Source organism: Bradyrhizobium sp. CCBAU 53351 (assembly GCF_015291745.1).
In the GTDB taxonomy this organism is placed as follows: domain Bacteria; phylum Pseudomonadota; class Alphaproteobacteria; order Rhizobiales; family Xanthobacteraceae; genus Bradyrhizobium.
On sequence record NZ_CP030059.1, the window covers coordinates 1,424,889 to 1,449,405 of the forward strand.

At 65.8% G+C, this 24,517-nt stretch carries 27 protein-coding genes and 1 tRNA gene; 16 read left to right on the forward strand and 12 right to left on the reverse strand.

Annotated elements, in window-relative coordinates; translation table 11 throughout:
• Together XH83_RS06845 and XH83_RS06850 are read left to right on the forward strand one after the other, a co-directional pair.
• Positions 1-1,113 (forward strand): M48 family metallopeptidase, encoded by a 1,113-nt coding sequence (locus XH83_RS06845; protein ID WP_194406267.1) that lies wholly within the window; start codon positions 1-3, stop codon positions 1,111-1,113.
• Between the two features lie 68 nt (positions 1,114-1,181).
• A complete protein-coding gene (locus XH83_RS06850; protein WP_194406268.1) occupies positions 1,182-1,673 on the forward strand; it encodes a DUF305 domain-containing protein in 492 nt (163 codons plus the stop codon).
• Positions 1,674-1,685: 12 nt separating this feature from the next.
• On the opposite strand, the gene XH83_RS06855 is transcribed toward XH83_RS06850, so the two are convergent.
• The 4 genes from XH83_RS06855 to XH83_RS06870 form a co-directional block, all read right to left on the reverse strand.
• A complete protein-coding gene (locus XH83_RS06855) occupies positions 1,686-1,898 on the reverse strand; it encodes a hypothetical protein (RefSeq protein ID WP_194406269.1) in 213 nt (70 codons plus the stop codon).
• 68 nt (positions 1,899-1,966) lie between these two features.
• Positions 1,967-2,596, reverse strand: coding sequence for a uracil phosphoribosyltransferase (upp, locus tag XH83_RS06860; protein ID WP_194406270.1), 630 nt, complete (start codon positions 2,594-2,596; stop codon positions 1,967-1,969).
• Between the two features lie 159 nt (positions 2,597-2,755).
• On the reverse strand, positions 2,756-3,994 hold the full coding sequence (locus XH83_RS06865) for a URC4/urg3 family protein (protein WP_194406271.1): 1,239 nt from the start codon (positions 3,992-3,994) through the stop codon (positions 2,756-2,758).
• A 7-nt stretch (positions 3,995-4,001) separates the two neighbouring features.
• Positions 4,002-5,258: a GTP cyclohydrolase II gene (locus tag XH83_RS06870; protein WP_194406272.1), complete on the reverse strand. Its 1,257-nt coding sequence runs from the start codon at positions 5,256-5,258 to the stop codon at positions 4,002-4,004.
• Positions 5,259-5,580: 322 nt separating this feature from the next.
• Here XH83_RS06870 and XH83_RS06875 point away from each other — a divergent pair, with 322 nt between their 5' ends.
• Both XH83_RS06875 and XH83_RS06880 read left to right on the forward strand, forming a co-directional pair.
• Complete coding sequence (locus XH83_RS06875) at positions 5,581-6,705, forward strand: threonine synthase (protein WP_194406273.1); 1,125 nt, start codon at positions 5,581-5,583, stop codon at positions 6,703-6,705.
• Between the two features lie 106 nt (positions 6,706-6,811).
• Positions 6,812-7,630, forward strand: coding sequence for a class I SAM-dependent methyltransferase (locus tag XH83_RS06880; RefSeq protein WP_194406274.1), 819 nt, complete (start codon positions 6,812-6,814; stop codon positions 7,628-7,630).
• Between the two features lie 45 nt (positions 7,631-7,675).
• On the opposite strand, the gene XH83_RS06885 is transcribed toward XH83_RS06880, so the two are convergent.
• Entirely contained in the window at positions 7,676-8,491 is an 816-nt protein-coding gene (locus XH83_RS06885; RefSeq protein WP_194406275.1) for a DUF2927 domain-containing protein, read from the reverse strand.
• A gap of 209 nt (positions 8,492-8,700) precedes the next feature.
• Positions 8,701-9,279, reverse strand: coding sequence for a L,D-transpeptidase (locus tag XH83_RS06890; protein ID WP_194406276.1), 579 nt, complete (start codon positions 9,277-9,279; stop codon positions 8,701-8,703).
• 257 nt (positions 9,280-9,536) lie between these two features.
• On the opposite strand from XH83_RS06890, the gene XH83_RS06895 reads away from it, so the two are divergent.
• Both XH83_RS06895 and XH83_RS06900 read left to right on the forward strand, forming a co-directional pair.
• On the forward strand, positions 9,537-11,084 hold the full coding sequence (locus XH83_RS06895) for an acetolactate synthase large subunit (RefSeq protein ID WP_194406277.1): 1,548 nt from the start codon (positions 9,537-9,539) through the stop codon (positions 11,082-11,084).
• Positions 11,085-11,124: 40 nt separating this feature from the next.
• Complete coding sequence (locus tag XH83_RS06900; protein ID WP_194406278.1) at positions 11,125-11,643, forward strand: hypothetical protein; 519 nt, start codon at positions 11,125-11,127, stop codon at positions 11,641-11,643.
• 57 nt (positions 11,644-11,700) lie between these two features.
• Here XH83_RS06900 and XH83_RS06905 read toward each other — a convergent pair whose 3' ends face one another.
• Positions 11,701-11,934 carry a DUF3551 domain-containing protein gene (locus XH83_RS06905; RefSeq protein WP_194408186.1) on the reverse strand — a complete coding sequence of 78 codons (234 nt, stop codon included), beginning with the start codon at positions 11,932-11,934 and terminating at the stop codon, positions 11,701-11,703.
• Between the two features lie 260 nt (positions 11,935-12,194).
• On the opposite strand from XH83_RS06905, the gene XH83_RS06910 reads away from it, so the two are divergent.
• The 4 genes from XH83_RS06910 to XH83_RS06925 all read left to right on the forward strand — a co-directional run bounded on the left by XH83_RS06910 (position 12,195) and on the right by XH83_RS06925 (position 14,556).
• Complete coding sequence (locus XH83_RS06910) at positions 12,195-12,530, forward strand: hypothetical protein (RefSeq protein WP_194406279.1); 336 nt, start codon at positions 12,195-12,197, stop codon at positions 12,528-12,530.
• Between the two features lie 184 nt (positions 12,531-12,714).
• Positions 12,715-13,206 carry a hypothetical protein gene (locus tag XH83_RS06915; protein WP_194408187.1) on the forward strand — a complete coding sequence of 164 codons (492 nt, stop codon included), beginning with the start codon at positions 12,715-12,717 and terminating at the stop codon, positions 13,204-13,206.
• A 60-nt stretch (positions 13,207-13,266) separates the two neighbouring features.
• Positions 13,267-13,749 (forward strand): transcription elongation factor GreA, encoded by a 483-nt coding sequence (gene greA / locus XH83_RS06920; protein ID WP_194406280.1) that lies wholly within the window; start codon positions 13,267-13,269, stop codon positions 13,747-13,749.
• A gap of 129 nt (positions 13,750-13,878) precedes the next feature.
• Positions 13,879-14,556: a hypothetical protein gene (locus XH83_RS06925; protein ID WP_194406281.1), complete on the forward strand. Its 678-nt coding sequence runs from the start codon at positions 13,879-13,881 to the stop codon at positions 14,554-14,556.
• 17 nt (positions 14,557-14,573) lie between these two features.
• Here the strand turns inward: XH83_RS06925 and XH83_RS06930 are convergent, their stop codons facing one another.
• Positions 14,574-15,347, reverse strand: coding sequence for an SDR family NAD(P)-dependent oxidoreductase (locus XH83_RS06930; RefSeq protein WP_194406282.1), 774 nt, complete (start codon positions 15,345-15,347; stop codon positions 14,574-14,576).
• Between the two features lie 155 nt (positions 15,348-15,502).
• Between XH83_RS06930 and XH83_RS06935 the strand changes: the two genes are divergently transcribed.
• Positions 15,503-15,835 (forward strand): hypothetical protein, encoded by a 333-nt coding sequence (locus XH83_RS06935; RefSeq protein ID WP_194406283.1) that lies wholly within the window; start codon positions 15,503-15,505, stop codon positions 15,833-15,835.
• Positions 15,836-16,013: 178 nt separating this feature from the next.
• Here the strand turns inward: XH83_RS06935 and XH83_RS06940 are convergent.
• The 3 genes from XH83_RS06940 to XH83_RS06950 form a co-directional block, all read right to left on the reverse strand.
• Positions 16,014-16,088 (reverse strand) — tRNA-Val (locus tag XH83_RS06940).
• A 161-nt stretch (positions 16,089-16,249) separates the two neighbouring features.
• Complete coding sequence (locus tag XH83_RS06945) at positions 16,250-17,542, reverse strand: hypothetical protein (RefSeq protein WP_194406284.1); 1,293 nt, start codon at positions 17,540-17,542, stop codon at positions 16,250-16,252.
• Positions 17,543-17,661: 119 nt separating this feature from the next.
• Entirely contained in the window at positions 17,662-18,267 is a 606-nt protein-coding gene (locus tag XH83_RS06950) for a DUF1134 domain-containing protein (RefSeq protein ID WP_194406285.1), read from the reverse strand.
• A gap of 139 nt (positions 18,268-18,406) precedes the next feature.
• On the opposite strand from XH83_RS06950, the gene XH83_RS06955 reads away from it, so the two are divergent.
• Complete coding sequence (locus tag XH83_RS06955; protein WP_194406286.1) at positions 18,407-18,892, forward strand: YHS domain-containing (seleno)protein; 486 nt, start codon at positions 18,407-18,409, stop codon at positions 18,890-18,892.
• Between the two features lie 9 nt (positions 18,893-18,901).
• Here XH83_RS06955 and XH83_RS06960 read toward each other — a convergent pair whose 3' ends face one another.
• Entirely contained in the window at positions 18,902-19,723 is an 822-nt protein-coding gene (locus tag XH83_RS06960) for a 3'(2'),5'-bisphosphate nucleotidase CysQ (RefSeq protein ID WP_246776423.1), read from the reverse strand.
• A 204-nt stretch (positions 19,724-19,927) separates the two neighbouring features.
• Between XH83_RS06960 and chpT the strand changes: the two genes are divergently transcribed.
• The 4 genes from chpT (at position 19,928) to XH83_RS06980 (ending at position 24,507) form a co-directional block, all read left to right on the forward strand.
• Positions 19,928-20,581: a histidine phosphotransferase ChpT gene (gene chpT / locus XH83_RS06965; protein ID WP_028134580.1), complete on the forward strand. Its 654-nt coding sequence runs from the start codon at positions 19,928-19,930 to the stop codon at positions 20,579-20,581.
• Between the two features lie 196 nt (positions 20,582-20,777).
• Positions 20,778-23,570, forward strand: a complete 2,793-nt coding sequence (locus XH83_RS06970; protein WP_194406287.1) for a hybrid sensor histidine kinase/response regulator — start codon at positions 20,778-20,780, stop codon at positions 23,568-23,570.
• A 24-nt stretch (positions 23,571-23,594) separates the two neighbouring features.
• The gene (locus tag XH83_RS06975) at positions 23,595-24,068 is read left to right on the forward strand and encodes a chemotaxis protein CheW (RefSeq protein WP_194406288.1); all 474 of its coding nucleotides are present in this window, start codon (positions 23,595-23,597) and stop codon (positions 24,066-24,068) included.
• Positions 24,069-24,141: 73 nt separating this feature from the next.
• On the forward strand, positions 24,142-24,507 hold the full coding sequence (locus XH83_RS06980; protein ID WP_007600538.1) for a PleD family two-component system response regulator: 366 nt from the start codon (positions 24,142-24,144) through the stop codon (positions 24,505-24,507).
• Positions 24,508-24,517 lie beyond the last annotated feature (10 nt).

A 24,517-nucleotide genomic window follows, 5' to 3' on the forward strand; every position in this document is an offset into this window, starting at 1 on the left:
GTGAGTGACATATCTGCCTACGCGCCGGCGCAGTCCACCAAGCCGACCATCTTCTTCGACGGCACCTCAAGCCGCCGGCGGCAGGTCACGCTGACGCTCGCTGATGCGCTCGAGATCGCGGAGGAGGGCGGGGCGCCGGTTCGTTGGTCCTATGCCGATATCCGCCGCGCCGACAGTCCGCCAGGGATCCTGCGCCTTTCGAGCATCACCGCACCGCCATTGGCGCGGCTGGAAATCCGCGACGCAGCGCTTGCGGCCGACGTGACCGCACGTTGCCTGCGGCTCGACGAGCACCGGACCTCGCGCCGCGGTGTCGTAAAAATCGTCGGCTGGTCGGCGGCGGCCGCAATCTCCATCGTCTGCGTCGTGCTGTTCGGCGTGCCGCTCGCCGCCGACCGTCTCGCGCCGCTGGTGCCGAAACCCGTCGAACGGCGCATCGGCGACGCTGCCGAAGTGCAGATGAAGACCATCTTCGGCCGCAATGTGTGCGAAGATCCAGCGGGCAAGGCCGCCTTCACCAAGCTCGTCAACCGCCTGCGCGATGCCGCCGGCCTCGACGACGATTCCATGATGGCGGGCGTGCTGCCGACCTCGGTGCCGAACGCCTTTGCACTGCCGGGCGGCAAGGTGTTCGTGTTGAAGGGCCTGCTCGACAAGGCCGAAAGTCCCGACGAGCTCGCCGGCATCCTCGCGCACGAGCTCGGCCACCTCAAGCATTACGACAGCATGCGCGGGCTGATCTACAACGGCGGCACCTCGTTCCTGATCGGCCTGTTGTTCGGCGACGTCACCGGCTCATCCGCGGTGATCTTCGCCTCTCGCAGCGTTGTCGAAGCCTCCTATTCGCGCGAGGCGGAGACCGCCGCCGATACGTTCGCGATCGAGGTCATGCACAAGCTCGGCCGCTCGCCAAAGCCCGCTTTCGAGCTGATGTTCCGCATCACCGGCAAGGAAGGCGGCTCGAAGCTCACGACGATCCTCGCCAGCCACCCGCTGACCGAAGACCGCCTCGCCCGCATGACCCGGGAAGATCGCCCGGTGGGCGGCCCGCCGCTGCTGACGGACAAGGAGTGGCAGTCGCTGAAGCTGATCTGCGGCAGCGGGAAGGTGTAAGGGGCCGGCGGAAAAGGAACAATTGCCCTGAACAGGCATATCCTCTCGAGCAACGACAGGATGTAGTCATGTCTTATGGTCGCTTCGCCGCGATGATCGCGGTCTCCACGCTGATCATGTTCGGATTGATGTATCTCAACACGTTCGCCCTGGACCATGTCTGGTACAGCCAGACCCGGACCTGGATGGCGCTGCTGATGGGTGCCGTCATGGCTGTCGTGATGCTGGGTTTCATGTGGGGCATGTACCGGAACCGCGCGGCGAACATCGCCATATTGGTGGCCGGTGCCGCCGTGTTCGCAGCCTCTCTCTGGCTCGTTCGCAGCCAGGAGACCGTCTCCGACGTCGCCTACATGAAAGCGATGATCCCGCATCATTCGATCGCGGTGCTCACGAGCGAGCGTGCACACATCCGGGATCCCCGCGTCCGCAAATTGGCCGACGACATCATCGAGGCGCAGGTGCGGGAGATCGGCGAGATGGAACGTCTGATCGCCGACCTGAAGGCGCACCCGGCGCCGTCTGATGCGAAGGATTTGCCGCCGCGGCCGCCAACCTGACGGCGAACCGCTTCACTTCGCGGGCGCAGCCGGCGCGTTCGAGCCGGTGGTGACGCTCGGCGCATTGTTCGGACTGGTCGAGGTCGCCTGCGGGCCGATGTCGCGCCCATTGTAGAAGAAGACGGCCGCCACCACGGCGATCACGAAGATCGCGCCGATCGCCCAGCCCACCGGGCTGTTGCGGCGCGCACGGTCAGTCCTGCGGTCATCATTCGGATAGGTCATCGTGCTCTCCATGTTAGAGCAGGAGAACCTTGTGCGATGGCGCCTGTTCCTAAAAGCGCGCGCCTCACCTACCGCGTCCCGTAGGCGCGGTCGCCGGCATCGCCGAGGCCGGGCAGGATGAAGCCGTTGTCGTCGAGACCTTCGTCCACCGCCGCGGTCCAGATCGGCACGTCCGGGTGCAAGCCGCGCAGCCGTTCCAATCCGTCCGGCGCCGCGATCAGGCAGGCGAGGCGGATGTCCTTCGCGCCGCGCTCCTTCAGCCGGTCGATGGCGGCCACCGCCGTGTTGGCGGTCGCGACCACAGGCGTCACCACGATGGCGAGTCGCTCGCTGAGATCGGACGGCGATTTAAAGAAATATTCGACGGCGGCAAAACTGTGCGGCTCGCGATAGAGCCCGATATGGGCGACGCGCGCAGTCGGCACCAGATCCATCATGCCGTCGACGAAGGTGGTGCCGGCGCGCAGCATCGGCACGAACACTAGCTTCTTGCCGGCGATCTTGGCCGAATGCATCGTCGCCAGCGGCGTCTCGATCACGGTGTCGGCGAGCGGCAGATCGCGCGTCACCTCGTAACAGAGTAGCATGCCGATCTCCTTGATCAGCTCGCGGAACGACTTTGTCGAGATGGACTTGTCCCGCACCAGCGTCAGCTTGTGCTGCACCAGCGGATGATCGACGATCGTGACGCCTTCCATGGGATGCCTTTCTTCCTTCTCCCTTTGTGGGAGAAGGTGGCGCGAAGCGCCGGATGAGGGGTCTGCTTCAACGAACTCAAGCGAGAGATATGCCCGCGGAGACAACCCCTCACCCGGCTTCGCTTTCGCGAAGCCACCCTCTCCCACAAGGGGAGAGGGTTAGAACACCGTGCCGTCGCTGATCACCTTGAGCGGCGGCGAGCCGTCGGGGCGGCGCGCAAAGGCAATGGCGCGGCCCGCGGCCCAGCTGCCGCCTTCCAGAATGCTGGCGAGCGGCAAGGTCTCAGGCGTGCGGCCGAGCTTGACACGAACCTGTTCGGCGAGCCGGTCCAGCAGCGCCACCGTCAGCGCGCGCCATTCCACGACCAGCTGTGAATCCACCGCATGCGCGCGCTCGCCATCGGCGGGATCGCGCAGGCGCAGCACCTCGTGATCGACGAACAGGCCGCCATTGCGATATTCGGCAAGGCCCGTGAGGCCGTCGATGTCCGTGACATCGATGCCGGCGCGCTGCAGCGGCTCGATCAGCGAATAGCTCAGCCATTGCGACAGCTTGTGCAGCGGCACGAGGCCTGTCGTTGCGTCGTCCGTCTTGAGCGCGGGATGGCGCCAGCAATCGCCGAGCGGGATGCCGGCAAGCTCGAGCCGCGAGGGCCAGATCGGTCCGAGCTGGTTTAGCACCGCCGACAGGATGACGGGCGCAGCGACAGCCCCGCCCTTCGCCTGCGCCGCGATATGCTCGAACAGGCCGCCCGGCCGCGGCGTGTCACGCAGGCCGAAAACCTCCGCACGCCCGGCAACCAGTTTGCCCAGGCGCCGCAGCAGATCGGTGCGCCCCTCAAGTCCGAGCAGCGGATTGGCATCATTCACCTGGAACGCCGATGTGAGCGCGGCGAGCGGCAATTCTGCCAGAACCTCGGCATCGGCCCTGAACGGCGCGCGTGCATCGCCCGAGAACAGCCCGCTCGCGAACATGTCGAGGCTCGCGATCGCAAGTCCTTCGGACCGACCGATGCTTTCGCCCGTCACCGCGTCCCGATATCGCCACGCAGCGCCAGCGCCAGCATCGAGCAGCACGCTGACGATGGCGAGGTCGAACTCGGCGCGCGCCCGTGCCGCGCGATCCGGCCATGATGTCGCGTCTGCAAGCCGCGCCCAGCGATCGACGCCGCCGATCACAAAATGCCGCCAGCGCGCATGGAAGGGAATCTCCAGCGTCGGATAGGCTTTTCGCGTGACCGCAAGCACGGCCTCGGCGACGCCGTCCATGCGGTCGAGATCGACAGTGAAGTGGCTCAACCCGCCGGCAAGGCCGAGTGCGAGCATCTTGTCGGCCCGCGCGCGAACCGCTCCTGCGCTGAGCAGGGAGCGGGCCTGTTGTTCCAAAGCGTCCGCCATCGCGCGATCAGTATTTTTCCAGCGAGCGGCCGACCACCCCGTCGACGTCCTTCTCGGGCGCGATGTCGGTCGAGTAATAGCCGGCGGCCTTCTTGGCGGCGATCTCGACATAGGCGTCGGCCGGGATCAGCTCCGGCGGGATCGGCACGCGCTCGACGATGTCGATGCCCTGCGAAGTCAGTGCGTCGTATTTCATGTCGCTCATCGACAGGAAGCGGTCGATCCGCTTGAGGCCGAGCCAGTGGATCGTATCCGGCATCAATTGCTGGAAGCGGGCATCCTGCACGCCGGCGACGCATTCGGTGCGCTCGAAATAGGCCGCGGCCGCGTCGCCGTCCTCCTGGCGCTTGCGCGCATTGTAGACCAGGAATTTGGTGACCTCGCCGAGCGCGCGGCCCTCTTTCCGGTTGTAGACCACGAGCCCGAGCCCGCCTTCCTGCGCGCCGCGCGCGGATTCCTCGATGCCGTGGATCAGATAGGGGCGGCAGGTGCAGATATCGGAGCCGAACACGTCGGAGCCGTTGCACTCGTCATGTACGCGGCAGGTGATCCTGGTGCGATGATCAGGCAGCTTCGTCACATCCCCGAACATGTAGACGGTGGTGCCGCCGATCGGCGGCAAAAACACCTTCATGTCCGGACGCGTGACCAGCTCGGGGAACATGCCGGCGGTCTGCTCGAACAGCGTGCGGCGCAGCTCGGTCTCGCCGGCGCCGAAGCGTGCCGCGAGGCCGGGCAGGTACCAGACCGGATCGATCGCGATCTTCACCACGGAGACGCTGCCATTGGCATGCACGACCTCGCCGTCGGCGCGCAGCCGCTTTGCCGCCAGCGCCTCGCGGATCTCCGGCAGGTCCAGCCGCGCCCGCGTCACCGCGATGCTCGGGCGGATGTCGACGCCCTCGGCGATGTCCTTGCCAAAGTTCTCGGCGACCAGATGCCCCCAGGGATCGAGCGCGACGATCTTGGTGGGATCGGTCCACTGCTCGAACGGGCCGATGGTCGCGGCCGGAAACGTGTTGGTGAGGTCGGGCCTGCGAATCGGGTCGAGCGCGCCGGCGGACACCGCAAGCGCGCGGTACATCGCGTAGGAGCCGCCATGGCTGCCGATCACGTTGCGGTCGCCCGCGCGCGACACCGTGCCGATGATCGGCCCGCGCGCGCGCGCATCGGCCGCGCCCCAATGGATCGGGAAAGCGGACTTCTTGCCCGGCTCCGGATGCGAGGTGAGGCGGATGTGGTCGGTACGGTTCGCGCGGCTCATGTCCAGGCTCCCAAAACGCCAACGGCCCGCCGCTCGGACGGGCCTGGCTCGCTTGCGGCACTCTTTCGAAACGCCGGCGACGCAAGCTCAATCCAACATATTGTAACCCCGGCGCGCGACAGACAAGTTAATCGTGCGCGGCCGCCGCGGCCCATTCCCAAGCTTGTCCCGATCGGGGGACGATGCCAGAATGTTCCCTATATCTATGTAATTGTTATGATTTTTGAAGGGGTGGGCGGCGGCGCCGCTGTCCGGACAGGTGACTGGATAAAACCTGCATATTCGGACATATCGACCGGATCGGCCTGTCCCGGAGACCCCCATGCCCGCCAGCTACATCGATCCCCGCAACGGACAGCTCTATCCCCTCGACCAGCCGCGCTGGTGCTCGGACGAGCGCACGCCGCTGCTGGTGACGCCGGGGGCAGGGATCTCGCGCGACGATATCGATGCGCGCACGCGCTCGCTCTGGCGCTATCGGGCCGCGCTGCCGGTGGAGATCAAGGATCCGATCACGCTCGGCGAAGGCTGCACGCCGCTGCTCCAGCAGGACTGGGGCGAGCTGCGCCCGTTGTTCAAGCTCGAATGGTTCAACCCGACCGGCAGCTTCAAGGACCGCGGCTCGGCCGTGATGCTGTCCTTCCTGCGCCAGATCGGTGTCGACGCCATTCTCGAAGACTCCTCCGGCAATGGCGGCTCGTCGATGGCGGGGCTCGGTGCTGCCGGCGGCATGCGCGTGAAGATCCTGGCGCCTGCCTCGACCTCGCCGGCCAAGATCGCGCAGGTGCGCGCTTACGGTGCCACCGTGCAGCTCGTCGAGGGCCCGCGCGAGGAATCGGAGGCCGAGGCTATCCGGCAGTCGAGCCAGACCTTCTATGCCAGCCACAATTGGCAGCCGTTCTTCCTCGAGGGGACAAAATCGCTGGCCTACGAGATCTGGGAGGACCTCGGCTTCCGCGCGCCCGACAACGTCATCGTTCCCGTCGGCGCCGGCTCGAGCCTGCTCGGCTGTGCCTTCGGCTTCCGCGAGTTGTTGAGAGCCGGACAGATATCGAAGCTGCCGCGCCTGTTCGCGGCGCAGCCGCTGAACTGCTCGCCGATCGATGCGAGTTTTCAGGCCGGCGTCGACACGCCTGTTGCGCGCGAGGTGAGCAAGACCATCGCCGAAGGCACCGCGATCAAGCATCCGCTGCGCCTGCGCGAGATCATCGCCGCATTGCGCGAGAGCGGCGGCGGCACGGTCGCGCTCACCGAGGACGAGATCGTCACTGCCTTGCGCCGTCTCGCGCGCCAGGGCCTGTTCGCCGAGCCGACCAGCGCCGGCGCGGCCGCGGCGCTGGACAAGCTCTCCGCGACCGGTGCGATCAAGGCAAATGAGACCACGGTCGCGGTTCTCACCGGCACGGGCCTGAAGGCGGCGACCACGGTGGCCGATCTCGTGCAGTAGGGCCGCCAGGATTGCGAAGCTGCCGTGGCCGTCGTGAGCCCGCGTTGAACCTTTGGCATTCGTCGTCAGCCTCATGAAAACTGACGTCGAGCGAAGGGAGAGTTCCATGACCGCGCAAGCCCCGTTGCAGGACCCGTTTGCTGGTTTCAAGGCAGTCCAGAAGGAAGCCTGGTCGCTGTTCACGCCGATGGAGGTGTTCACGACACCCTCGGCCGCCAAGCTCGTGAGTTTCGCCGGGGTCGCTACCGGCCAAGCGCTGCTCGACGTCGGATGCGGTACCGGCGTCGCTGCGATCACGGCGGCGCGCCGTGGTGCGAAGGTCAGAGGTCTCGACCTGTCTCCGGTCCTGATCGAACGAGCCCGCGAGCACGCGCAGTTGGCGAACCTCGATGTCGACTTCGTCGAAGGCGACGCCGAAAGCCTGCCCTATGGCGACAACGAGTTCGACCTGGTGCTCAGCCAGTTCGGCCACATGTTCGCGCCGCGTCCGGAGGTCGCCATCGGCGAGATGCTGCGCGTGCTGAAGCCCGGCGGCACCATCGCCTTCTCCACCTGGCCGCCGCATCTCTATGTCGGACGGATGTTCGCGTTGATCGGCCGCCATCTGCCGCCGCCCGAGGGCGTGGCATCGCCGGTGTCGTGGGGCGATCCGAAGATCGTCGCCGAACGTCTCGCAGGGAAGGCGAAGGACATCTCCTTCGAGATGGACATCATGACGCCGTCCGCGCTCAGCCCGCAGCATTTCCGCCGCACCATGGAAACCACGATCGGGCCTTTGATCAAGCTCGTCGCCCAGTACAAGGACGAACCGGACAGACTGCGGAGTCTTCGCAGTGAGCTCGAGGCGCTGATCTCCGAATATTTAGACGGAAGCAACAACGTGATGCGCCAGCAATTCCTGATGACGAAGGCGAGGAAGGCATAATCGCCACTGCTTCTTCCTTCTCCCACAAGGGGAGAAGGAAGGCCTTCACTCCTTCAAATCATTCACCTGCTTCACCCACGCCCGCACGTCGGCGAGCACTTCGGGCAGTACCGCCTTGACCTCTTGGACGGTCATGCCGGCCCTGATGCGGGGATCGTACAGCAGGTTGAGGATGTACTGGTCGTAGACGTCGAAATAGCCCATGGAGACGTTGTCGTTGAACATGGTCCACGGCACGCTCGCGGTGTCGTTGATGGGCCCGAGCGATTGCAAGAGCTCCTCATAGGCGCAGTCGAGGAAGGTGAAATCGCCGTTGTCGACGGTGAGGATCACGTCGGAATGCTCGATCTCGAAATTGTCGTTCTTGCGGAAGCCGGACAGGCATTGCGGGTCGAGCGAGGTGCGGATCTCGCGGGCTTTTTCCGCGCCATAGAAGCTCGAGATGGTGCGGAACAGATCGCGGTCGCGCACCAGCTTCACGCGCACATTCGCCGCCTCGTTGCTGTCGATCATGGCGATGTCGAGATGCTGCACGCGCTTGCCGATGTCGGCCACGACCTTGGCGAGCTGCGCCTTGCGGTCGGCGCGGTCGCTCTCGGCGTACACGCGCACGGGTCCGTCGAACTTGCGGATGCGGTCGACGCGGCCGGCAAGGTGGTATTCGGCGCCGAACGCCGTCTTCAGGAAGCCGTCGACGATCTCGCCGTCGGTAAAGCTCTTCTTCTCGGCGCGCTGGCGCGAGGAGATCGCGGGCAGTTCGCCCGCGGCGGCGATGGGTGCGGTGTCAGGCACGCATGTGAGCGCGGCGAGCGCCAGCAAGGCGGAGCGAAGGGCAGTCGAGGACGGATTCAATGCGCTCATCGTCGTGCGACGCTGCCGTATTCACGTGGCGCGCACAAGGCCGCAGATTCACGCGGCGTGCGGGTTCCTGCGTTGTCTGTCGCAGGAGAGCGACAGTATCGTAGGGTAGGCAAAGCGGAGCGTGCCCACCATCTCAAGATCGTGGGCACGCCTGCGGACCGCGCCTTCGCGCGATCCTCCGACTTTGCCTACCTTACGGCAGTCGCGCCCTAGTTGTTCAGCACCACCACAGTGGTACCGACCGCAACGCGGCTATAGAGGTCCGTGACGTCGTCATTGGTCATGCGGAAGCAGCCCGAGGAGACTGCCTGACCGATCGTCTCCGGCTCGTTGGAGCCGTGGATGCGGTAGAGCGTCGAGCCGAGATACATCGCGCGCGCGCCGAGCGGATTGTCGACGCCGCCCTTCATGTGGCGCGGCAGATCGGGGCGGCGGGCCAGCATTTGCGAGGGCGGCGTCCAGTCCGGCCATTCCTTCTTGGCGGTGATCCTGTGCACCCCGCCCCAGCGGAAGCCGTCGCGGCCGACGCCGATGCCGTAGCGCAGCGCCTGGCCGTTCTGGAGCACCAGATACAGCCGCCGCTCCGAGGTGTTCACCACGATCGTGCCGGGGGCGTAATTGCCGTTATACATGACGGTGGTGCGGGGGACGGGATTGGCGCCGGAACGGAAGAAGTTCGGGCCGCCGCCCATGATGTCGCGCGAGTCGAACTCTTCGGCAAGCGCGCCGCCCGCAACGGCCGACAGCAATGCGATGGCGGCAATCGGCGCGGCAAAAAACCGGATCATTGTTTCCCCCAGCAAACAATCGCTTCAACATAGGCCACAGGCCATATTTGCGGGCTTTTCGCAAGCCACGGGCCCGTGAGGGACATCATCCCGCACAGGCGTTATCAAATCGGCAACCATGCCGGCTTGCCGAAAAGCGTTAGCCAAATCGGCGCATCATCGCGCGGGGCAGGGCCGCGATGGCGGCTATTGCTTTGACCGGACGCGCGAACAATGATTGATCGGTCGGAACTCTGGATATGCTGCGGGAGCTTGGGATGAACGGTGCGGAAAGCCTGGTGCGGACGATGGTCAAGGGCGGAGTGGACATCTGCTTCTCCAACCCGGGCACCTCCGAGATGCATTTTGTCGCAGCGCTCGACCGCGTCCCCGGCATGCGCTGCGTGCTCGGCCTGTTCGAGGGCGTGGTGACCGGTGCCGCCGACGGCTATTACCGCATGAAGGGCACGCCGGCCTCGACCCTGCTGCATCTCGGTCCCGGCCTCGCCAATGGCCTTGCCAACCTGCACAACGCAAAGAAGGCCAATTCCGGCATCGTCAACATCGTCGGCCAGCATGCCGTCTACCACATCGACTACAACGCGCCGCTGACCTCCGACATCGAGGGCCTGGCCCGGCCGATGTCGTCCTGGGTCCGGACCTCACCGAATTCCAAGTCGGTTGCCGCTGACGGCGCCGCGGCGATCGCCGCCGCCAAAAGTGCACCGGGGCAGATCGCGACGCTGATCCTGCCTGCCGACACCGCCTGGAACGAGGCCGACGGCATCGCCGAGGTTCCGGCCGAGCAGCAGCGCGCGAGCTATTCGCCGCAGGCGGTCGAGCAGGCCGCAAAAATCCTGCATGGCGACGGCGAGGGCACGCTGCTCCTGATGACCGGCAGCGCCCTCAGCGAGCAGGGCTTGGCGCTGGCCGAGCGCATCGCCGCCAGGACCGGCTGCACCGTGATGGGCCCGACCTTCCGCCCCAAGATGGCGCGAGGCCGCGGCCGCTTCTCGATCGACCGCATCCATTACGTGATCGAGAACGCGCTGCCGATGCTGGCCAAGTTCCGTCACATCGTGCTGGTCGAGTCCGACGATCCCGTGGCGTTCTTCGCCTATCCGAACAAGCCGAGCATGCTCAAGCCCGAGGGCTGCGACGTCCATCGCATGACCTCCTGGGGCGAGAACTCGGTCGCAGCGCTGGAAGCGCTCGCCGGCGCGGTGAAGGCCAGCGCCAAGGACGTCAAGCCGCAGGCGGTGCAGGAACTGGTCAAGCCGACCGGCGCGCTCACCTTCGCCTCGATTGCGCAGGCGATCGCCTGTGCGATCCCCGAGAATGCGATCATGGTCGACGAGTCGCTGACCACCGGCCGCGGCTTCTTCCCGCCGACGGCGGCCGCCGCGCCGCACGACTGGCTGCAGAACATGGGCGGCTCGATCGGCTTCTCGACGCCGCTGTCGATCGGTGCCGCGATCGCCTGTCCGGACCGCAAGGTGATCACCATGGTCGGCGACGGCAGCGCGATGTACACGATCCAGTCGCTGTGGACGCAGGCGCGCGAGAACCTCAACATCGTCACCATCGTGTTCGCCAACCGCATCTACCAGATCCTGCGCGGCGAGTTCGACAATGTCGGCGCCGGCGAGCCCGGCCAGCGCGCCAACGACATGCTCAGGCTCGACCGACCGACGCTGGATTTCGTGGCGCTGGCCAAGGGCATGGGCGTGCCCGGCCGCGCCGTCACCAATGCCGACGAGTTCAACAAGGCGCTGGCCGAAGCCGTCGCCGAGCCCGGCCCGCGGCTGATCGAAGTCGTGATGTAAGGGTTTACGCAACGCGGAGCGCCGAGAGCCCGGAGGCACGATGCAGACCGAGCTGAACAAGGTGATTGCGGCGCTCCGGGACTTCTACGCCCACGAAGGCTTCCTGTTCGAGAAGGACATCGGCGAGCGCGCGGTCACGCACCGCTTCGCCGTGCATCTGGAAAAGCAGTTCTCCGGCTGGTCGGTCGACTGCAATTACGACCGGCTCGGCGAGCGCACGCTGCATCTGCCGCACGGCACCATCATCTCGACCGACGATCATCTGGGGAAGTCGATCTATCCCGATGTCGTCGTGCATCAGCGCGAGATCCCGAACAATCTGCTCAGTGTCGAGATCCGCAAGGCGAGCAATCACACGCCGCTGGAGCACGACCAGCACAAGCTGCGGGCGCTGACCGACGTCCACGTCTGGTTTCCCTACTGGCTCGGCGTGCTGCTGGTGCTGGACAAGGAGCGGGTGACGACGTCCGAAGTCTATGTCAGCGGCTCCGTCGACGATGCGCTGTCGCGCTGGTTCTCGTCGCGGCTCGAGGAGATCGGCCTCGGAAGCCCCGTCTAGAACAATGCGGCGTGCGCGATCATTGCGCACGCCGCCATACCTTCAGCCGCGATGTCGTCAGTAGGAGTACGGCTGCGAATACGCGTAGCGCGGGTTGATGCCGCAATAGGCCGAGGTGCCGGATGCCGTCGCCGCACATTGCTGATAGCTGGCGAACTGGCAATTGCCGGGATAGCCCCAGCTGCGGCCTTGCAGGCAATACCGGTCGCTGCCCGCCTGGGCCGGGGCGGCCGACAACGACGCGGCGATCAAGGTTGCGAATGATGCAAACGTGAGGATGGTGCGACGCATTTCAGTCTCCTTCGATTGTGGGGTGGAACGCCGGGCCTTGGCGTTCCCGTGGCCTGTCTGACGCATGGTCATGTTGTGTTGGTCTTTCGCGATACCGGATGCGTTCGAGGCGAGGTATATCGTGACGCAGCCGGTGGCGAGCAATGTGATCTCGGCCACAGTTCTCGCGTGGGATCGGACCTAATGTCGACAGACTTGCACGCGTCGATGCCGCGGGCCTAGGTTGGCCTCGTTCGGATCAGGCAATTTTGGAGGTTCTGATGCAAAAGTCATACTTGCTGGCCGCGACAGCGGCGCTGGCGTTCATCATGCAAACACCGCTCGCGCTGGCCCAGACGGCGCCCGCTGCCGGCGGAACCGCTGCGCCTGCGGCGACAACCACCGCGCCGGCAACGACGGCGGTGCCGGCTGCGACCACCGACAGTTCCAGTCAGCCGACCGACTCCAAGAAGAGTGCCTCGAAGAAACCGGCGAAGAAGAAGATGACGCGGCAGCAGGAAATCGATCACTCCGTCGACACCGGCACCGTGCCCGCGCGCTATCGCAGCTCCGTGCCCAAGCAGTACCAGCAATATATTCCGTTCGATAAGCAGTGACGGATCGCATGGCGGCGCGGGACGCCCCGCTTCGCGCCGCTGCTGCTTTCGAGGAGCGGGCTCTCGAAGCGCCCTCCGTCCAACGCCTGCGACGAACCGTCTCTGCCGGACGGAGTCCGGCCAGAGATCCCCGATGGCGGTCTGCCAGCGCAATGCTAGAGTAGGCCGAAGCGTGGGGGGAATGATGAGTGACGACGTGAAGGATGCTGGCCTCGTGGCCATGATCAGCAGCATCCTCGGTGGCAACAAGCGCGCAGAGAATGTTGCACCGCCGCCGCTCACCGAGGGGCCGCCGACAGTGCCCTCGAATGGAGCGGATGCGGTTTCGGCGCCGACCGCCGAGACAGCGCCGATCAGGCAAGAGCAGGAGGATGCGTCCGACGCTGCACCGGCCACCGCGGAGCCGGTCGAGCAGCCCGCAAAGATTGTCACGACGCGGGACGGCAAACAGCTGCTGCCGGCCGAAGCGATTGCCGATCTCGTGCTGGGCGAGCTGCGCAAGCTGGAGGATTTTCCGGCAACCGGCGTCTCGGTCACGGTCTATGGCTACCGGCATTGGAACGCGATGATCACCTTCGCGCCGTTCTCGACCAATTTCCAGAACGCAACGCGGTTCCGCCAGGCCCTGCCGGATATTGTCTTCAAGCTCCGTCGTTTCGTCGAACTTGAGATATAATCCGGGACAAGCGGCGGCGCCTGGCGTCGCCAACCGGAACAGTTCGACAGGATTCCTGCATTGAGCGTCGCCTTTACCAAGGAAGAAAGCGCCGAGACCGCGTCCGAGACGTTGTTGCCGGATCGCCCGATCTCGCCGCATCCCAACCTCGTGACGGAAGCCGGCCTGCAGGCGCTGCAAACGCAGCTTGCAGAGGCCCGCAAGGCCTATGAAGCCGCGCAAGCCATCGAGGACGTCAACGAGAAGCGCCGGCAATCGGCCGTGCCCTTGCGCGACGCCCGCTATCTGACGGAGCGCTTGCGCACCGCGCAGCTCGTTCCCGATCCGGCCTCAAATGATGTCGTCGCCTTCGGCAGCACGGTAACATTCAGCCGCGCTGACGGCCGCGTGCAGACCTATCGCATCGTCGGCGAGGACGAAGCCGACCCGAAGGCGGGGACGATCTCGTTCGTCGCGCCGGTCGCGAAGTCGCTGATGGGCAAGGCGGTCGGCGATGTCGTCGGGACGGGCGCGCAGGAGATCGAGATCCTGTCGATCGCGTAGCAAGGCGCAGGGCCGCATCGAGAATCGCGTGGCAAAGGGCGCTATCGACAGGAGCAATCCCATTCGCCTAAAGCATGATCCGCAGCAGCGCGAGGCCGTCGTCTCCGCCGAACAAACCTTGATGGTTGAATGAAACGATTTCTGTCGGGAGCGCTGCCGTTCTACGCGCTGGCGGGACTTGCCATGTGCATGTACCTCGTTCTCTACAGGACGAGCCTGTTCGACCTGAACGCGATCGTTCAGGGCGCGACCGGTTCATCGTGGTTTCCGGCCTTCATGTTCGTCTGCGTGCTGCTGGAAGCGGTGTTCCCGTATTTCGGCTATTTTCCCGGCACCGCCCTGATCCTGATGTCGGTGGCGCTCAATCCGAAGGCGGTGGATGGCTCCGTCTTCACCGTGGCGTGGCTCGCCATCATCCTCGGCGCCGTTCTCAGCTACGGACAGGCGCGTTTCTTCAGGCCGTTCCTGCAGCGTGTTGCCTCGAAGGCGGCCTTGCGCCGATGCGAGTCTCTGTTCGACGCCTACGGCCCTTACGCGCGTATTGCCTTGTTCGTGCATCCCAACGCCTGCGCCATGTATTTCACGGCGCTCGGACTGCTCGGCCGCAATCTGACGCGAGAGCTCGCTTATCTCTGCGTGGGTGCAGCGGCCGCCGTCGGCATCCTGTTCGTCATCGTGACCAGGCTCGTGTCGTCCGTCGGCCCCACCGATGACGGCGAATTGCAGGTGCTGCTCGCGGCAGCCCTGGTCGCCATCGGAACGTTGGTCGGTCTTTACGCGGCCTGGTGGCCACAGCGGGCGGCGTGAAACTTCGTCATCGGCCCTTACGCCTCCGGCAGCGCAACGCCCGTCAGCTTGCTCAATTGACCGATGAGCGCCTCCTGAAATGTCGGATCGGTCGCTTCACGCGCCGGCTGCTCCTGCGCGAGGTGATGCCGGTAGCGCCCCGTCACCAGGGCGGCGGGCTCCTCGCTCGCGGCCAGCCAGGTTTGCGTCCGTTGCCCGGTGTCGATATCGACAGGCGCGCCCGCGCCGCCCATCCTGGTGCGCACCCATCCGGGATCGACGGCGTTGCAGAGGACGTTGGGCCAGCGCCGCGCCAGCGCGAAGGCCAGCGCGACGGCGTGCAGCTTGCTCTCGGCGTAGGCCTTGGCGGCATCCCAGGGACGCCTGGTCCAGTCGAGATCGTCGAGCGAGCCCTCGCCACCCCTGTGCAATCCGCTGCTGAGATACACCATCCGGCCGGGCCGCTCGATCAGCGCGGTGAGCATGTACGGTGCAAGCGTGTTGATGGCGAACGTCTCGGCATGGCCTTCCGGCGTTGTGCCGCGGCCGGGCCGCGTGTAGACGCCGGCGTTGTGGATGATCGCGTCCATGCGCCCGATCGCGTTGACCTGGTCGGCGATGTCCTTGGTCTCGGCCGCGCTCTTGAGATCGCCGACCACGATCCCCTGGGCTCGTGACCTCACCTCGCCGAGCGCTTTGGCACGATCGGCCGAGCGCGCGTGCAGCACCACGCGGTGTCCCTGATCAAGCAGCGATTGAGCCGCCGCCCGGCCGAGCCCATCCGTGCTGCCGGTGATGAAGATGGTCGCCATGGGCTGCTCCTTGCGAATGTCTCGGCACGCGCTCTCTGGTGCCGCTTTTCTCTTCCGATCCTTGGGCGATCGACCCAAGGTCACCGCGCTCAACACTTAGTCTTGAGCTGCGTTCCGCGAAACGCCCGCAGCGGCAGGTCAATCTGGAGGCATGTTTGAGCAAGGTCAAAACTCCACAGGACAAGAAGCGCTTGAGCTATGAGCACGACCGGCGCAATACCTATGGAGAGAATCAGAAAAGCAGCCGGAAGAACATTCCGCGCAGCAAGCAGCTCTCGCACCGGGACGAGCGCCGGGCAGTGCGCCAGGCCTTGATCCCTGCGCAGGGCGATGTTCGGGACGAAGTCGCCGACGAAGCGCAGTCGGATGTCTTGCGCAAAGGCCGGATCAAGAAGCTCAGCGCCTTTCGCAAATCGCCGGACCGTCCCCTGGGCGAAGTCGTCGCGCGACGATTGCGCCGACGGAGGAGCGAACCGGCCGAGGATTAGGCCGCGCGTCAATGATGGGCCGGCCCTGATTCCGATGACTTCGGCAAAGCCGTAACCCCTTGATCCGACTGACGTCGGCTACTGTGCATGGGGTTGTTTTCGAGATTCTTGTTCGGGCGGTCGCCGACAGCCGTCGGGCGAGATCGTCGGCAATTGGCAGATCAAGCAGGACAATGGATGGTGGGCGCACAAGGGATCGAACCTTGGACCTCTCCCGTGTGAAGGGAACGCTCTCCCGCTGAGCTATGCGCCCGGGACCATCATGCCAACGGCCGGACCTTGTCGGCCGGCCGGCGCATCGGAGCCCGCGATTTAGAAGTGCGGGCTTGAGGTGTCAAGTTTCCAGGTGGCTCGAAGCCGGAAAAGCTTGCGGCAACCGCGCCATGCGCGGCGGAAAGGGCGGTTTCGGGCCGCTTACGCGCCCTGCTGGCGGGCGCGGGAGGCGTGGGCCTGCAGCGCCCGGATCCGCTCGGCCAGCGTTCCGCCGCCTTCGGGCAGGCTCGGCGTGCCGTTGGTGGCGGCGTCGTTGGCCGGGCGCGGCGCCGGCTTCGGCGGCTGGCCGGCCTCGGCCGCCAGCAGCGCCTCGATCGGCGAGTTCGGACCTTCGAGCTGCATCGCGAGCTTGGCCACCTCGGCGGCAATGTCGTTGATGCGCTCGCGCAACAGCGCATTCTCCATGCGCTCGGTCGCCCATGAGCTCTCGGCCTGCTGCTGGATCGCGTTGAGGTCGCGCTGCAGTTTTGCGCGCTCGTCGCGCGCGGTGCGAAGCTGCTCTTCCAGCGCGGTCTTTTCCGCGCGCAGCGCCTCCGCAGCCGCCGACGATTTGCCGCCGCTGAGGCCCGCGATCTCGACGCGCAGCTCCTTGACGGTGCGCTCATTGGCCTCATTGGCCTGGCGGAGCTGGTTGTTCTCATAGTCGCGCTCGGCAAGCAGCTTGCCCTGCGTCGCGAGGCGTCCTTCGAGGTCGGCGACGCGGCCTGACAGCATCTCGGCTTCCTTGACCTGCACCAGCAGCTGGCGATCGAGCTCGGTGACGCGCTGGCTCAGATTCTCGACCCGGCCGCGGGCATCGCCGAGCTCGCGCGAGGCGGTCTCCGATTCCAGACGCTCCTGCGCGAGCCGCGCCTGCGTCGCCGCGAACTCCTTCTCGGCATCGCCGACGCGATTCTTCAATTCCTCGATCTGCGCGCGCACGGCGACCAGCTCGACCTGGCGGCTCTCCGCCATCATCGAGCGGTCGGACAGTTCGGAGTTGATCTTGGCGAGCTCGGCCTGCTTGTCGGTCAGCGCGATCTCGGCTTCGCGCAACGCTTGGGTCTTGGCGTTGAATTCCTCTTCGGTGGCGCGGAGCTGCTCCTTCACCGCCTTCTCGCGCGCCTCGAGTGCGAAGATCGTGGCGTTCTTCTCGCCGAGCTCGATCTTCATGCGGTTGATGGCGTCGCTCTTCTTGCCGAGCTCGGCGAGCTGGCTCGTGGTCTTGTTCTTGAGCTGGTCGACGCTCATCTCGAGCCGCCGCGCCGACATGGCGAATTCGGCGCGGAGCTGGTCCTTGTCGGCCTGGATCTCCGCCATCGACAGCGGCGTTGCGGCTTCGAGCCGGCGCGTGGTCAGGCGCACGGCGCGGTTATGCACCAGCGGCACGATGGCGAGCCCGCACAGCATCGAGAGCAGGAAACCGATCGCCAGGTACATGATCGGTTCGACCATGGGGCAGAACTCCCAAGCTTAAGGAAAAATTCACCAACGACCATGCCATGGCGGGCCGGCAAAAAGCCAGCCCCGGCCTGTCGTTAACCTTGATCCCTAACAGGATGGGAGGAGGAGACCTAGAACGGGTTCCAGGTCGCGCGCGGCGTGTATTTGAGATAGCCGATATTGGCGCCCAGCCGTAAGCCCAAGCCCGAGCGGATCGGCACCAGCACGATGTTGTTGGCGGTGAGCGCCGTCATGCCGAAGCCGCCGATGATGTAGGCCGAGCCGTCGAGGCCGGCGAAGCGCTGGTAGATCGCGTTGGTGGCGGGCAAATTGTAAACCAGCGTCATGGTGCGCGCGCCGTCGCCGCCCCAGTCGAAGCCGAGCGAGGGGCCCTGCCAGTAGACTCTGAGATCGCCGGCGTTCTTGGTGTAGAGCGTGCCTTCGCCGTAACGCAGGCCGGCAACGAACGCGCCGGAACCTTCCTCACCCAGGATGTAGCCGTTGGGCAGGCCCCATTGGCTGATCGCCTTCTCGATGATGGAGGCAAGCCCGCGCGAGACGTTGCCGAAGAAGCGGTGTCCGGCACCGACGAGCTCGTCCGGCCCGTAGGTGTTGGGCGTTGGGGTCCGCTGCGGCGGCGGCAGGTCCGGCGGCGGCGCGGTCTGCGCTGAAGCCGGCACGATCCAGCCGACCATCGCGGCAAGCGCGAGCGCAGCAAGGCGTGATGCGAAAGTCATGAAAGAACCCCTGGTACCGAATCCGGTCGCTTCCTTAACCTGACGCCAACAGGCATGGCTCTAGGTTGCGCCGGATGTCCCCTCGACTCGGATGTTATCCGCAGCAACTATGACGGCACAACGGCAGGAAGATAGCCCTTTGCGCCCCGGAATTGCCTTGATCCGCCTCCTCGTCGGCCTGCTGGCGGGCATATGGATCACGGGCTCGGGGTTGCCGACCGAGGCTGCCACCACCGAGCGGGTCGTCGTCAACCGCTTCACCGGCGTCGCCATCCAGGGCTTCGACCCCGTTGCCTATTTCGTCGATGGCGAGGCGGTGCAGGGGACGGCGGAATTCGAGGCGAACCTCTGGGGCGCGGTCTGGCGCTTCCGAAACGAGGGCAACCGGGCCTCCTTCCTGGCGCATCCCGAGGTCTATGGGCCGCAGTTCGGCGGCTACGATCCCGCCGATATCGCCCGCGGCGTCACCGTCGCCGGCAATCCCCGTTTCTTCGTGATCGCGGCGCAGCGGCTTTATTTGTTCAGCCGGGAAGCCAATCGTGACGCCTTCGCCGCCGACCCCGAACGGTTCCTCTATGAGGTGGGCAAGCGCTGGCCGGCGCTTCTGGAGCAGCTCGGTCAGTAGCGGCTTACCTCAGAGTTCCGCCGCCTGCGGATCGCCCCAGGCGATGAACTCCGGGATGATGAAGCCACTGGCCGGCCGCTGGCCGAAGCGGAGCTCGCCGCCCTTGCTGTCGGTCACCCTGCCGCCGGCCGCGGTCACGACCGCGGAACCGGCCCCGACATCCCATTCACAGGTCGGCCCGAAGCGGGGGTAGATGTCGGCGCTGCCCTCGGCGATCCGGCCGAATTTCACGGCCGAGCCGCAGGTCTTTCTCACGGCATTGGGCCTGTCGTCGATGAACGCCTCACTCCTGGGATCGCCATGCGAGCGGCTCACTGCTGCAACCCAGGGCTCGCCCCGCGCCGGCAGCTTGCGGGTGCGGATCGGCTCGGCCGCGCCGATGGTCGCACCGTCAAACCTCACGCGCTCGGCGCCGCGGCCGACGATGCCGCGCCAGAGCACCCCGAGCGCGGGCGCACTGACGATGCCCAGCAGCGGCGCGCCCGATGTCACGAGGGCGAGGTTGACGGTGAACTCGTCGCGGCCGGCGACGAACTCCTTGGTGCCGTCGAGCGGATCGATCAGGAAGAAGCTGCCCTCGAACGGCGCAGAAGCGAGCTCGGTCCGCTCTTCCGAGAGCGTCGGCACGTCGCCTGCGAGCTGCGCCAGGCCCTCCGCGATGATGCGGTCGGCGGCAAGGTCGGCCTCGGTTACCGGCGAGCCGTCCTGCTTGCCGTCGACCCGCATCGCCGCGCGGTTGACGGCAAGGATCGCCTCGCCCGCCTTCACCACCAGGGCCGTCAGCGGCTCCATCAGGCCGGATGCGGCCGCGCTGTCGATGATCCGCTTCACCTGGATGCCTCAATCATCGGCAATTCGTTCCTTCTCGACTGATTCGCCCCCGAACGATTCGATTGGGCTTATGACCGCCCGGACGTGATCGCAAGCTAGCTGCCGCGGGCTGGCGAATGTTAGAACCCGCAGCATCCGTCAAGCATGCGTGATTCGCGGCGTCCAGCGCCGTGCAATTCCAGGAACCCTCCAGGACCCCTTTATATGTCTGACGCCTCGTCGCCCGCGACCGCAACTGCTCCCGATATGCTCGAACTCGCCGCGCTGTTGTGCTCGCGGGTCTGCCACGATCTCATCAGCCCTGTCGGCGCCATCGTCAACGGCCTCGAAGTGCTCGACGACGATCCCAAGCCCGAAGACCGCGAGTTCGCGCTCGACCTGATCCGCAAGAGCGCCAAGACCGCCTCCGCCCGGCTGCAGTTCTGCCGTCTCGCCTTCGGCGCGGCCGGCTCCTCCGGCGCGCAGATCGATCTCGGCGATGCCCAGACCATGGCGAAAGGCCACATCGAGGACGGCAAGTGCTCGATCACCTGGAATCTGCCGCGGCTCCTCCTGCCGAAGAACCGCGTCAAGCTGCTGCTCAACATGCTGGTCGTCGCCCAGCACACGATCCCGCGCGGCGGCATGCTGACGATCGACCCGATCGGCGAGGGCGAGACGATGAGCTTTCGCATCACCGCGACCGGCCACAATGCGCGCCTGCCGCAGAACATCTCCGAGCTGCTGAGCGGCGAGCGCGGCCCCGCCGCGGATGCGCACGCGATCCAGCCTTATTATACGCGTCTGCTGGCCCAGGCCTGCGGGCTCACCGTGAAGCTTGCGCCGGAAGGCGAAGCCATCACCGTTACCGCTTCGTAAACGACGCGTCGCGTCCGGCCTCTTAATCGAATCTTTACAAGGCGCTTCGGCTTGTCCGGAGCGCCTTATCTCTTTGTTGGTTCCGTTCTTTTGCACATACTCAACCAATATTAAACGCTTTGCGGTGAAGCTGGCCTCATTCCGAAATGGCGCACCACGCCTCGTGCGCGCCCTCGCTGTATGAAGGCCTGTTTTCATGGATGATCTGTTGCGGGAGTTTCTGACGGAGACCAGCGAGAGCCTGGACACCGTGGACAATCAATTGGTGAAGTTCGAGCAGGAGCCGAACAACGCCAAGATCCTGGATAACATCTTCCGCCTGGTCCACACCATCAAGGGCACGTGCGGCTTCCTCGGACTGCCCCGGCTCGAAGCGCTGGCGCATGCCGGCGAGACCTTGATGGGCAAATTCCGCGACGGCATGCCGGTGACGGGCCAGGCGGTCACGGTGATCCTGTCCTCGATCGACCGCATCAAGGAGATTTTGGCAGGCCTGGAGGCGACCGAGGCCGAGCCCGAGGGGAACGACCGCGATCTCATCGACAAGCTGGAAGCGATGGTCGAGCAGGGTATGGCCGCAATGGCGGCGGGTGCTGCTGCTCCTGTCACCGAGGCCCCGCCGCTGGCGCCGGAGGCACCTGTTGCTGCTGCCGCGCCCGCCAAGGACCTGACCATGGGCACGCTGATCGACCAGACCCTGGAGCGTCCGCTGCGCCCCGGCGAAGTCTCGCTCGACGAGCTTGAGCGCGCCTTCCGCGAGACCGCGATCGAAGCGCCCGCGCCCGTTGCCAAGGTCGAGGCTGCGCCGGCGCCGGCCGCTGAAGCCCCGGCTCCTGCACCCGCTGCGAAGGAAGCGGCCAAGCCCGCCAAGGAGAAGGCCGCCCCGAAGAAGTCGATGGCCGACGAGGGCGCCTCCGAAGGCGACCGCATCGCCAACCAGTCGATCCGCGTCAACGTGGATACGCTGGAGCATTTGATGACCATGGTCTCCGAGCTGGTCCTGACCCGCAACCAGCTTCTGGAGATATCCCGCCGCAACGAGGACACCGAGTTCAAGGTGCCGCTGCAGCGCCTGTCCAACGTCACCGCCGAGCTGCAGGAGGGCGTCATGAAGACGCGCATGCAGCCGATCGGCAATGCCTGGCAGAAGCTGCCGCGCATCGTCCGCGACCTCTCGAGCGAACTCGGCAAGCAGATCGAACTCGAGATGCATGGCGCCGACACCGAGCTCGACCGCCAGGTGCTCGACCTGATCAAGGACCCGCTCACCCACATGGTGCGCAACTCCGCCGATCATGGCCTGGAGACCCCCGCCGAGCGCCTCGCCAGCGGCAAGGGCGAGCAGGGCACCATCCGCCTGTCCGCCTATCACGAGGGCGGCCACATCATCATCTGCATCGCCGACAACGGCCGCGGCCTCAACACCGAGAAGATCAAGGCCAAGGCGATCTCCTCAGGCCTCGTCACCGAGGCCGAGCTCGAGAAGATGAGCGAAGCCCAGATCCACAAGTTCATCTTCGCGCCGGGCTTCTCGACCGCGGCCGCCATCACCTCGGTCTCCGGCCGCGGCGTCGGCATGGACGTGGTGCGTACCAATATCGACCAGATCGGCGGCACCATCGACATCAAGTCGGTGGCCGGTGAAGGTTCTTCCGTCACCATCAAGATCCCGCTGACGCTGGCGATCGTCTCCGCCCTGATCGTGGAAGCCGCCGGCGACCGCTTCGCGATCCCGCAGCTCTCGGTGGTCGAGCTGGTCCGTGCCCGCGCCAACTCCGAGCACCGCATCGAGCGCATCAAGGACACCGCGGTCCTTCGTCTGCGCAACAAGCTCCTGCCGCTGATCCACCTGAAGAAGCTCCTGAAGATCGACGACGGCGCGGCCTCCGATCCCGAGAACGGCTTCATCGTGGTCACCCAGGTCGGCAGCCAGACTTTCGGCATCGTGGTCGACGGCGTGTTCCACACCGAAGAAATCGTGGTCAAGCCGATGTCGACAAAACTGCGTCACATCGACATGTTCTCCGGCAACACCATCCTGGGCGATGGCGCTGTGATCATGATCATCGACCCCAACGGCATTGCCAAGGCGCTCGGCGCCGCCGGCTCCTCGGCCCATGACATGGGCGACGAGAACGGCGCGCACCACATCGGCTCGGGCGAGCAGACCACCTCGCTCCTCGTCTTCCGCGCCGGCTCGGCGCAGCCCAAGGCGGTCCCGCTCGGGCTCGTCACGCGCCTCGAAGAGCTGCCCGCCGACAAGATCGAGTTCAGTAACGGCCGCTACATGGTGCAGTACCGCGAGCAGCTGATGCCGCTCGTCGCCATGGACGGCGTCACCATTGCGAGCCAGGGCGCCCAGCCGATCCTGGTGTTCGCCGACGACGGCCGCTCCATGGGCCTCGTCGTCGACGAGATCATCGACATCGTCGAGGAACGCCTCAACATCGAGGTCGGCGGCTCCTCCTCCGGCATCCTCGGCTCGGCCGTGATCAAGGGCCAGGCCACCGAGGTGATCGACGTCGGCCACTTCCTGCCCATGGCGTTCTCCGACTGGTTCACCCGCAAGGAGATGAAGCCGTCGCTGCACTCGCAGTCGGTGCTCTTGGTCGACGACTCTGCGTTCTTCCGCAACATGCTGGCCCCGGTCCTGAAAGCCGCCGGCTACCGCGTCCGCACCGCGCCGACCGCGCAGGAGGGCCTGGCTGCCCTGCGCGCGCAGAGCTTCGACGTGGTGCTGACCGACATCGAGATGCCCGACATGAACGGGTTCGAGTTCGCCGAGGTGATCCGCTCGGACAACAATCTCGGCTCGATGCCGATCATCGGCCTCTCCGCGCTGGTGTCGCCGGCGGCGATCGAGCGCGGCCGTCAGGCCGGCTTCCACGACTATGTCGCCAAGTTCGACCGTCCCGGTCTGATCGCGGCGCTGAAGGAGCAGACCGCGGGCGCCGCCGGCGCCTCCGAGCTGAGCCGGGCAGCGGCGTAACCAACGGGATCAGGAGATACGCTTATGGCCACCAACAAAACCCAGTCCGCCGAAGGCGCCATGGTCGAATACGTCACCGCGATGATCGGCGGCCAGCTGTTCGGCCTGCCGATCTCCCGCGTCCAGGACGTGTTCATGCCGGAGCGCGTCACCCGCGTGCCGCTGTCCTCGCGCGAGATCGCGGGCGTGCTGAACCTGCGCGGCCGCATCGTCACCGTGGTCGACATGCGCGCCCGTCTCGGCCTGCCGCAGCCTGAGGACGGCAAGGTGCCGATGGCGGTCGGCGTCGACCTGCGCGGCGAATCCTATGGCCTCTTGATCGACCAGATCGGCGAGGTGCTGCGCCTGCCCGAGGCCGGCATGGAAGAGAACCCCGTCAACCTCGATCCCCGCATGGCCAAGCTCGCCGGCGGCGTCCACCGCCTCGACGGTCAGCTCATGGTCGTCCTCGATGTCGATCGCGTCCTCGAGCTCGCGCCCGAGATGATGGCGGCCTGATAGCACGGCCTCGCCGCCGACGTGCTGGTAATTGGAAGTGCCCCCGCAAAAGGGGGAGGAAGCAGAGGTTCACATGCGCACTTGTCTCGTCGTTGATGATTCCAGCGTCATCCGCAAAGTTGCGCGCCGCATCCTGGAGGGCCTCGACTTCCAGATTCTCGAAGCCGAGGACGGTGAGAAGGCGCTGGAGGCCTGCAAGCGCGGCTTGCCCGATGCGGTGCTGCTCGACTGGAACATGCCCGTGATGGATGGTTACGAGTTCCTCGGCCATCTCAGGCGCATGCCCGGCGGCGACCAGCCCAAGGTGGTGTTCTGCACCACCGAGAACGACGTCGCGCATATCGCGCGCGCGCTGCATGCCGGCGCCAACGAGTACATCATGAAGCCGTTCGACAAGGACATCGTGACGGCGAAATTCCAGGAAGTCGGCCTTATCTAAGCGATCGGCC

Coding starts and splice junctions, on each gene's coding strand:
- XH83_RS06975 (WP_194406288.1), top strand. CDS start 23,595: ATGGCCACCAACAAAACCCAGTCCGCCGAAGGCGCCATGGTCGAATAC.
- XH83_RS06970 (WP_194406287.1), top strand. CDS start 20,778: ATGGATGATCTGTTGCGGGAGTTTCTGACGGAGACCAGCGAGAGCCTG.
- XH83_RS06945 (WP_194406284.1), bottom strand. CDS start 17,542: ATGGTCGAACCGATCATGTACCTGGCGATCGGTTTCCTGCTCTCGATG.
- XH83_RS06900 (WP_194406278.1), top strand. CDS start 11,125: ATGCAGACCGAGCTGAACAAGGTGATTGCGGCGCTCCGGGACTTCTAC.
- XH83_RS06870 (WP_194406272.1), bottom strand. CDS start 5,258: ATGAGCCGCGCGAACCGTACCGACCACATCCGCCTCACCTCGCATCCG.
- XH83_RS06930 (WP_194406282.1), bottom strand. CDS start 15,347: ATGGCGACCATCTTCATCACCGGCAGCACGGATGGGCTCGGCCGGGCG.
- XH83_RS06905 (WP_194408186.1), bottom strand. CDS start 11,934: ATGCGTCGCACCATCCTCACGTTTGCATCATTCGCAACCTTGATCGCC.
- XH83_RS06885 (WP_194406275.1), bottom strand. CDS start 8,491: ATGAGCGCATTGAATCCGTCCTCGACTGCCCTTCGCTCCGCCTTGCTG.
- XH83_RS06875 (WP_194406273.1), top strand. CDS start 5,581: ATGCCCGCCAGCTACATCGATCCCCGCAACGGACAGCTCTATCCCCTC.
- chpT (WP_028134580.1), top strand. CDS start 19,928: ATGTCTGACGCCTCGTCGCCCGCGACCGCAACTGCTCCCGATATGCTC.
- XH83_RS06925 (WP_194406281.1), top strand. CDS start 13,879: ATGAAACGATTTCTGTCGGGAGCGCTGCCGTTCTACGCGCTGGCGGGA.
- XH83_RS06895 (WP_194406277.1), top strand. CDS start 9,537: ATGAACGGTGCGGAAAGCCTGGTGCGGACGATGGTCAAGGGCGGAGTG.
- XH83_RS06980 (WP_007600538.1), top strand. CDS start 24,142: ATGCGCACTTGTCTCGTCGTTGATGATTCCAGCGTCATCCGCAAAGTT.
- XH83_RS06880 (WP_194406274.1), top strand. CDS start 6,812: ATGACCGCGCAAGCCCCGTTGCAGGACCCGTTTGCTGGTTTCAAGGCA.
- XH83_RS06855 (WP_194406269.1), bottom strand. CDS start 1,898: ATGACCTATCCGAATGATGACCGCAGGACTGACCGTGCGCGCCGCAAC.
- XH83_RS06950 (WP_194406285.1), bottom strand. CDS start 18,267: ATGACTTTCGCATCACGCCTTGCTGCGCTCGCGCTTGCCGCGATGGTC.
- XH83_RS06915 (WP_194408187.1), top strand. CDS start 12,715: ATGAGTGACGACGTGAAGGATGCTGGCCTCGTGGCCATGATCAGCAGC.
- XH83_RS06865 (WP_194406271.1), bottom strand. CDS start 3,994: ATGGCGGACGCTTTGGAACAACAGGCCCGCTCCCTGCTCAGCGCAGGA.
- XH83_RS06890 (WP_194406276.1), bottom strand. CDS start 9,279: ATGATCCGGTTTTTTGCCGCGCCGATTGCCGCCATCGCATTGCTGTCG.
- upp (WP_194406270.1), bottom strand. CDS start 2,596: ATGGAAGGCGTCACGATCGTCGATCATCCGCTGGTGCAGCACAAGCTG.
- XH83_RS06850 (WP_194406268.1), top strand. CDS start 1,182: ATGTCTTATGGTCGCTTCGCCGCGATGATCGCGGTCTCCACGCTGATC.
- XH83_RS06910 (WP_194406279.1), top strand. CDS start 12,195: ATGCAAAAGTCATACTTGCTGGCCGCGACAGCGGCGCTGGCGTTCATC.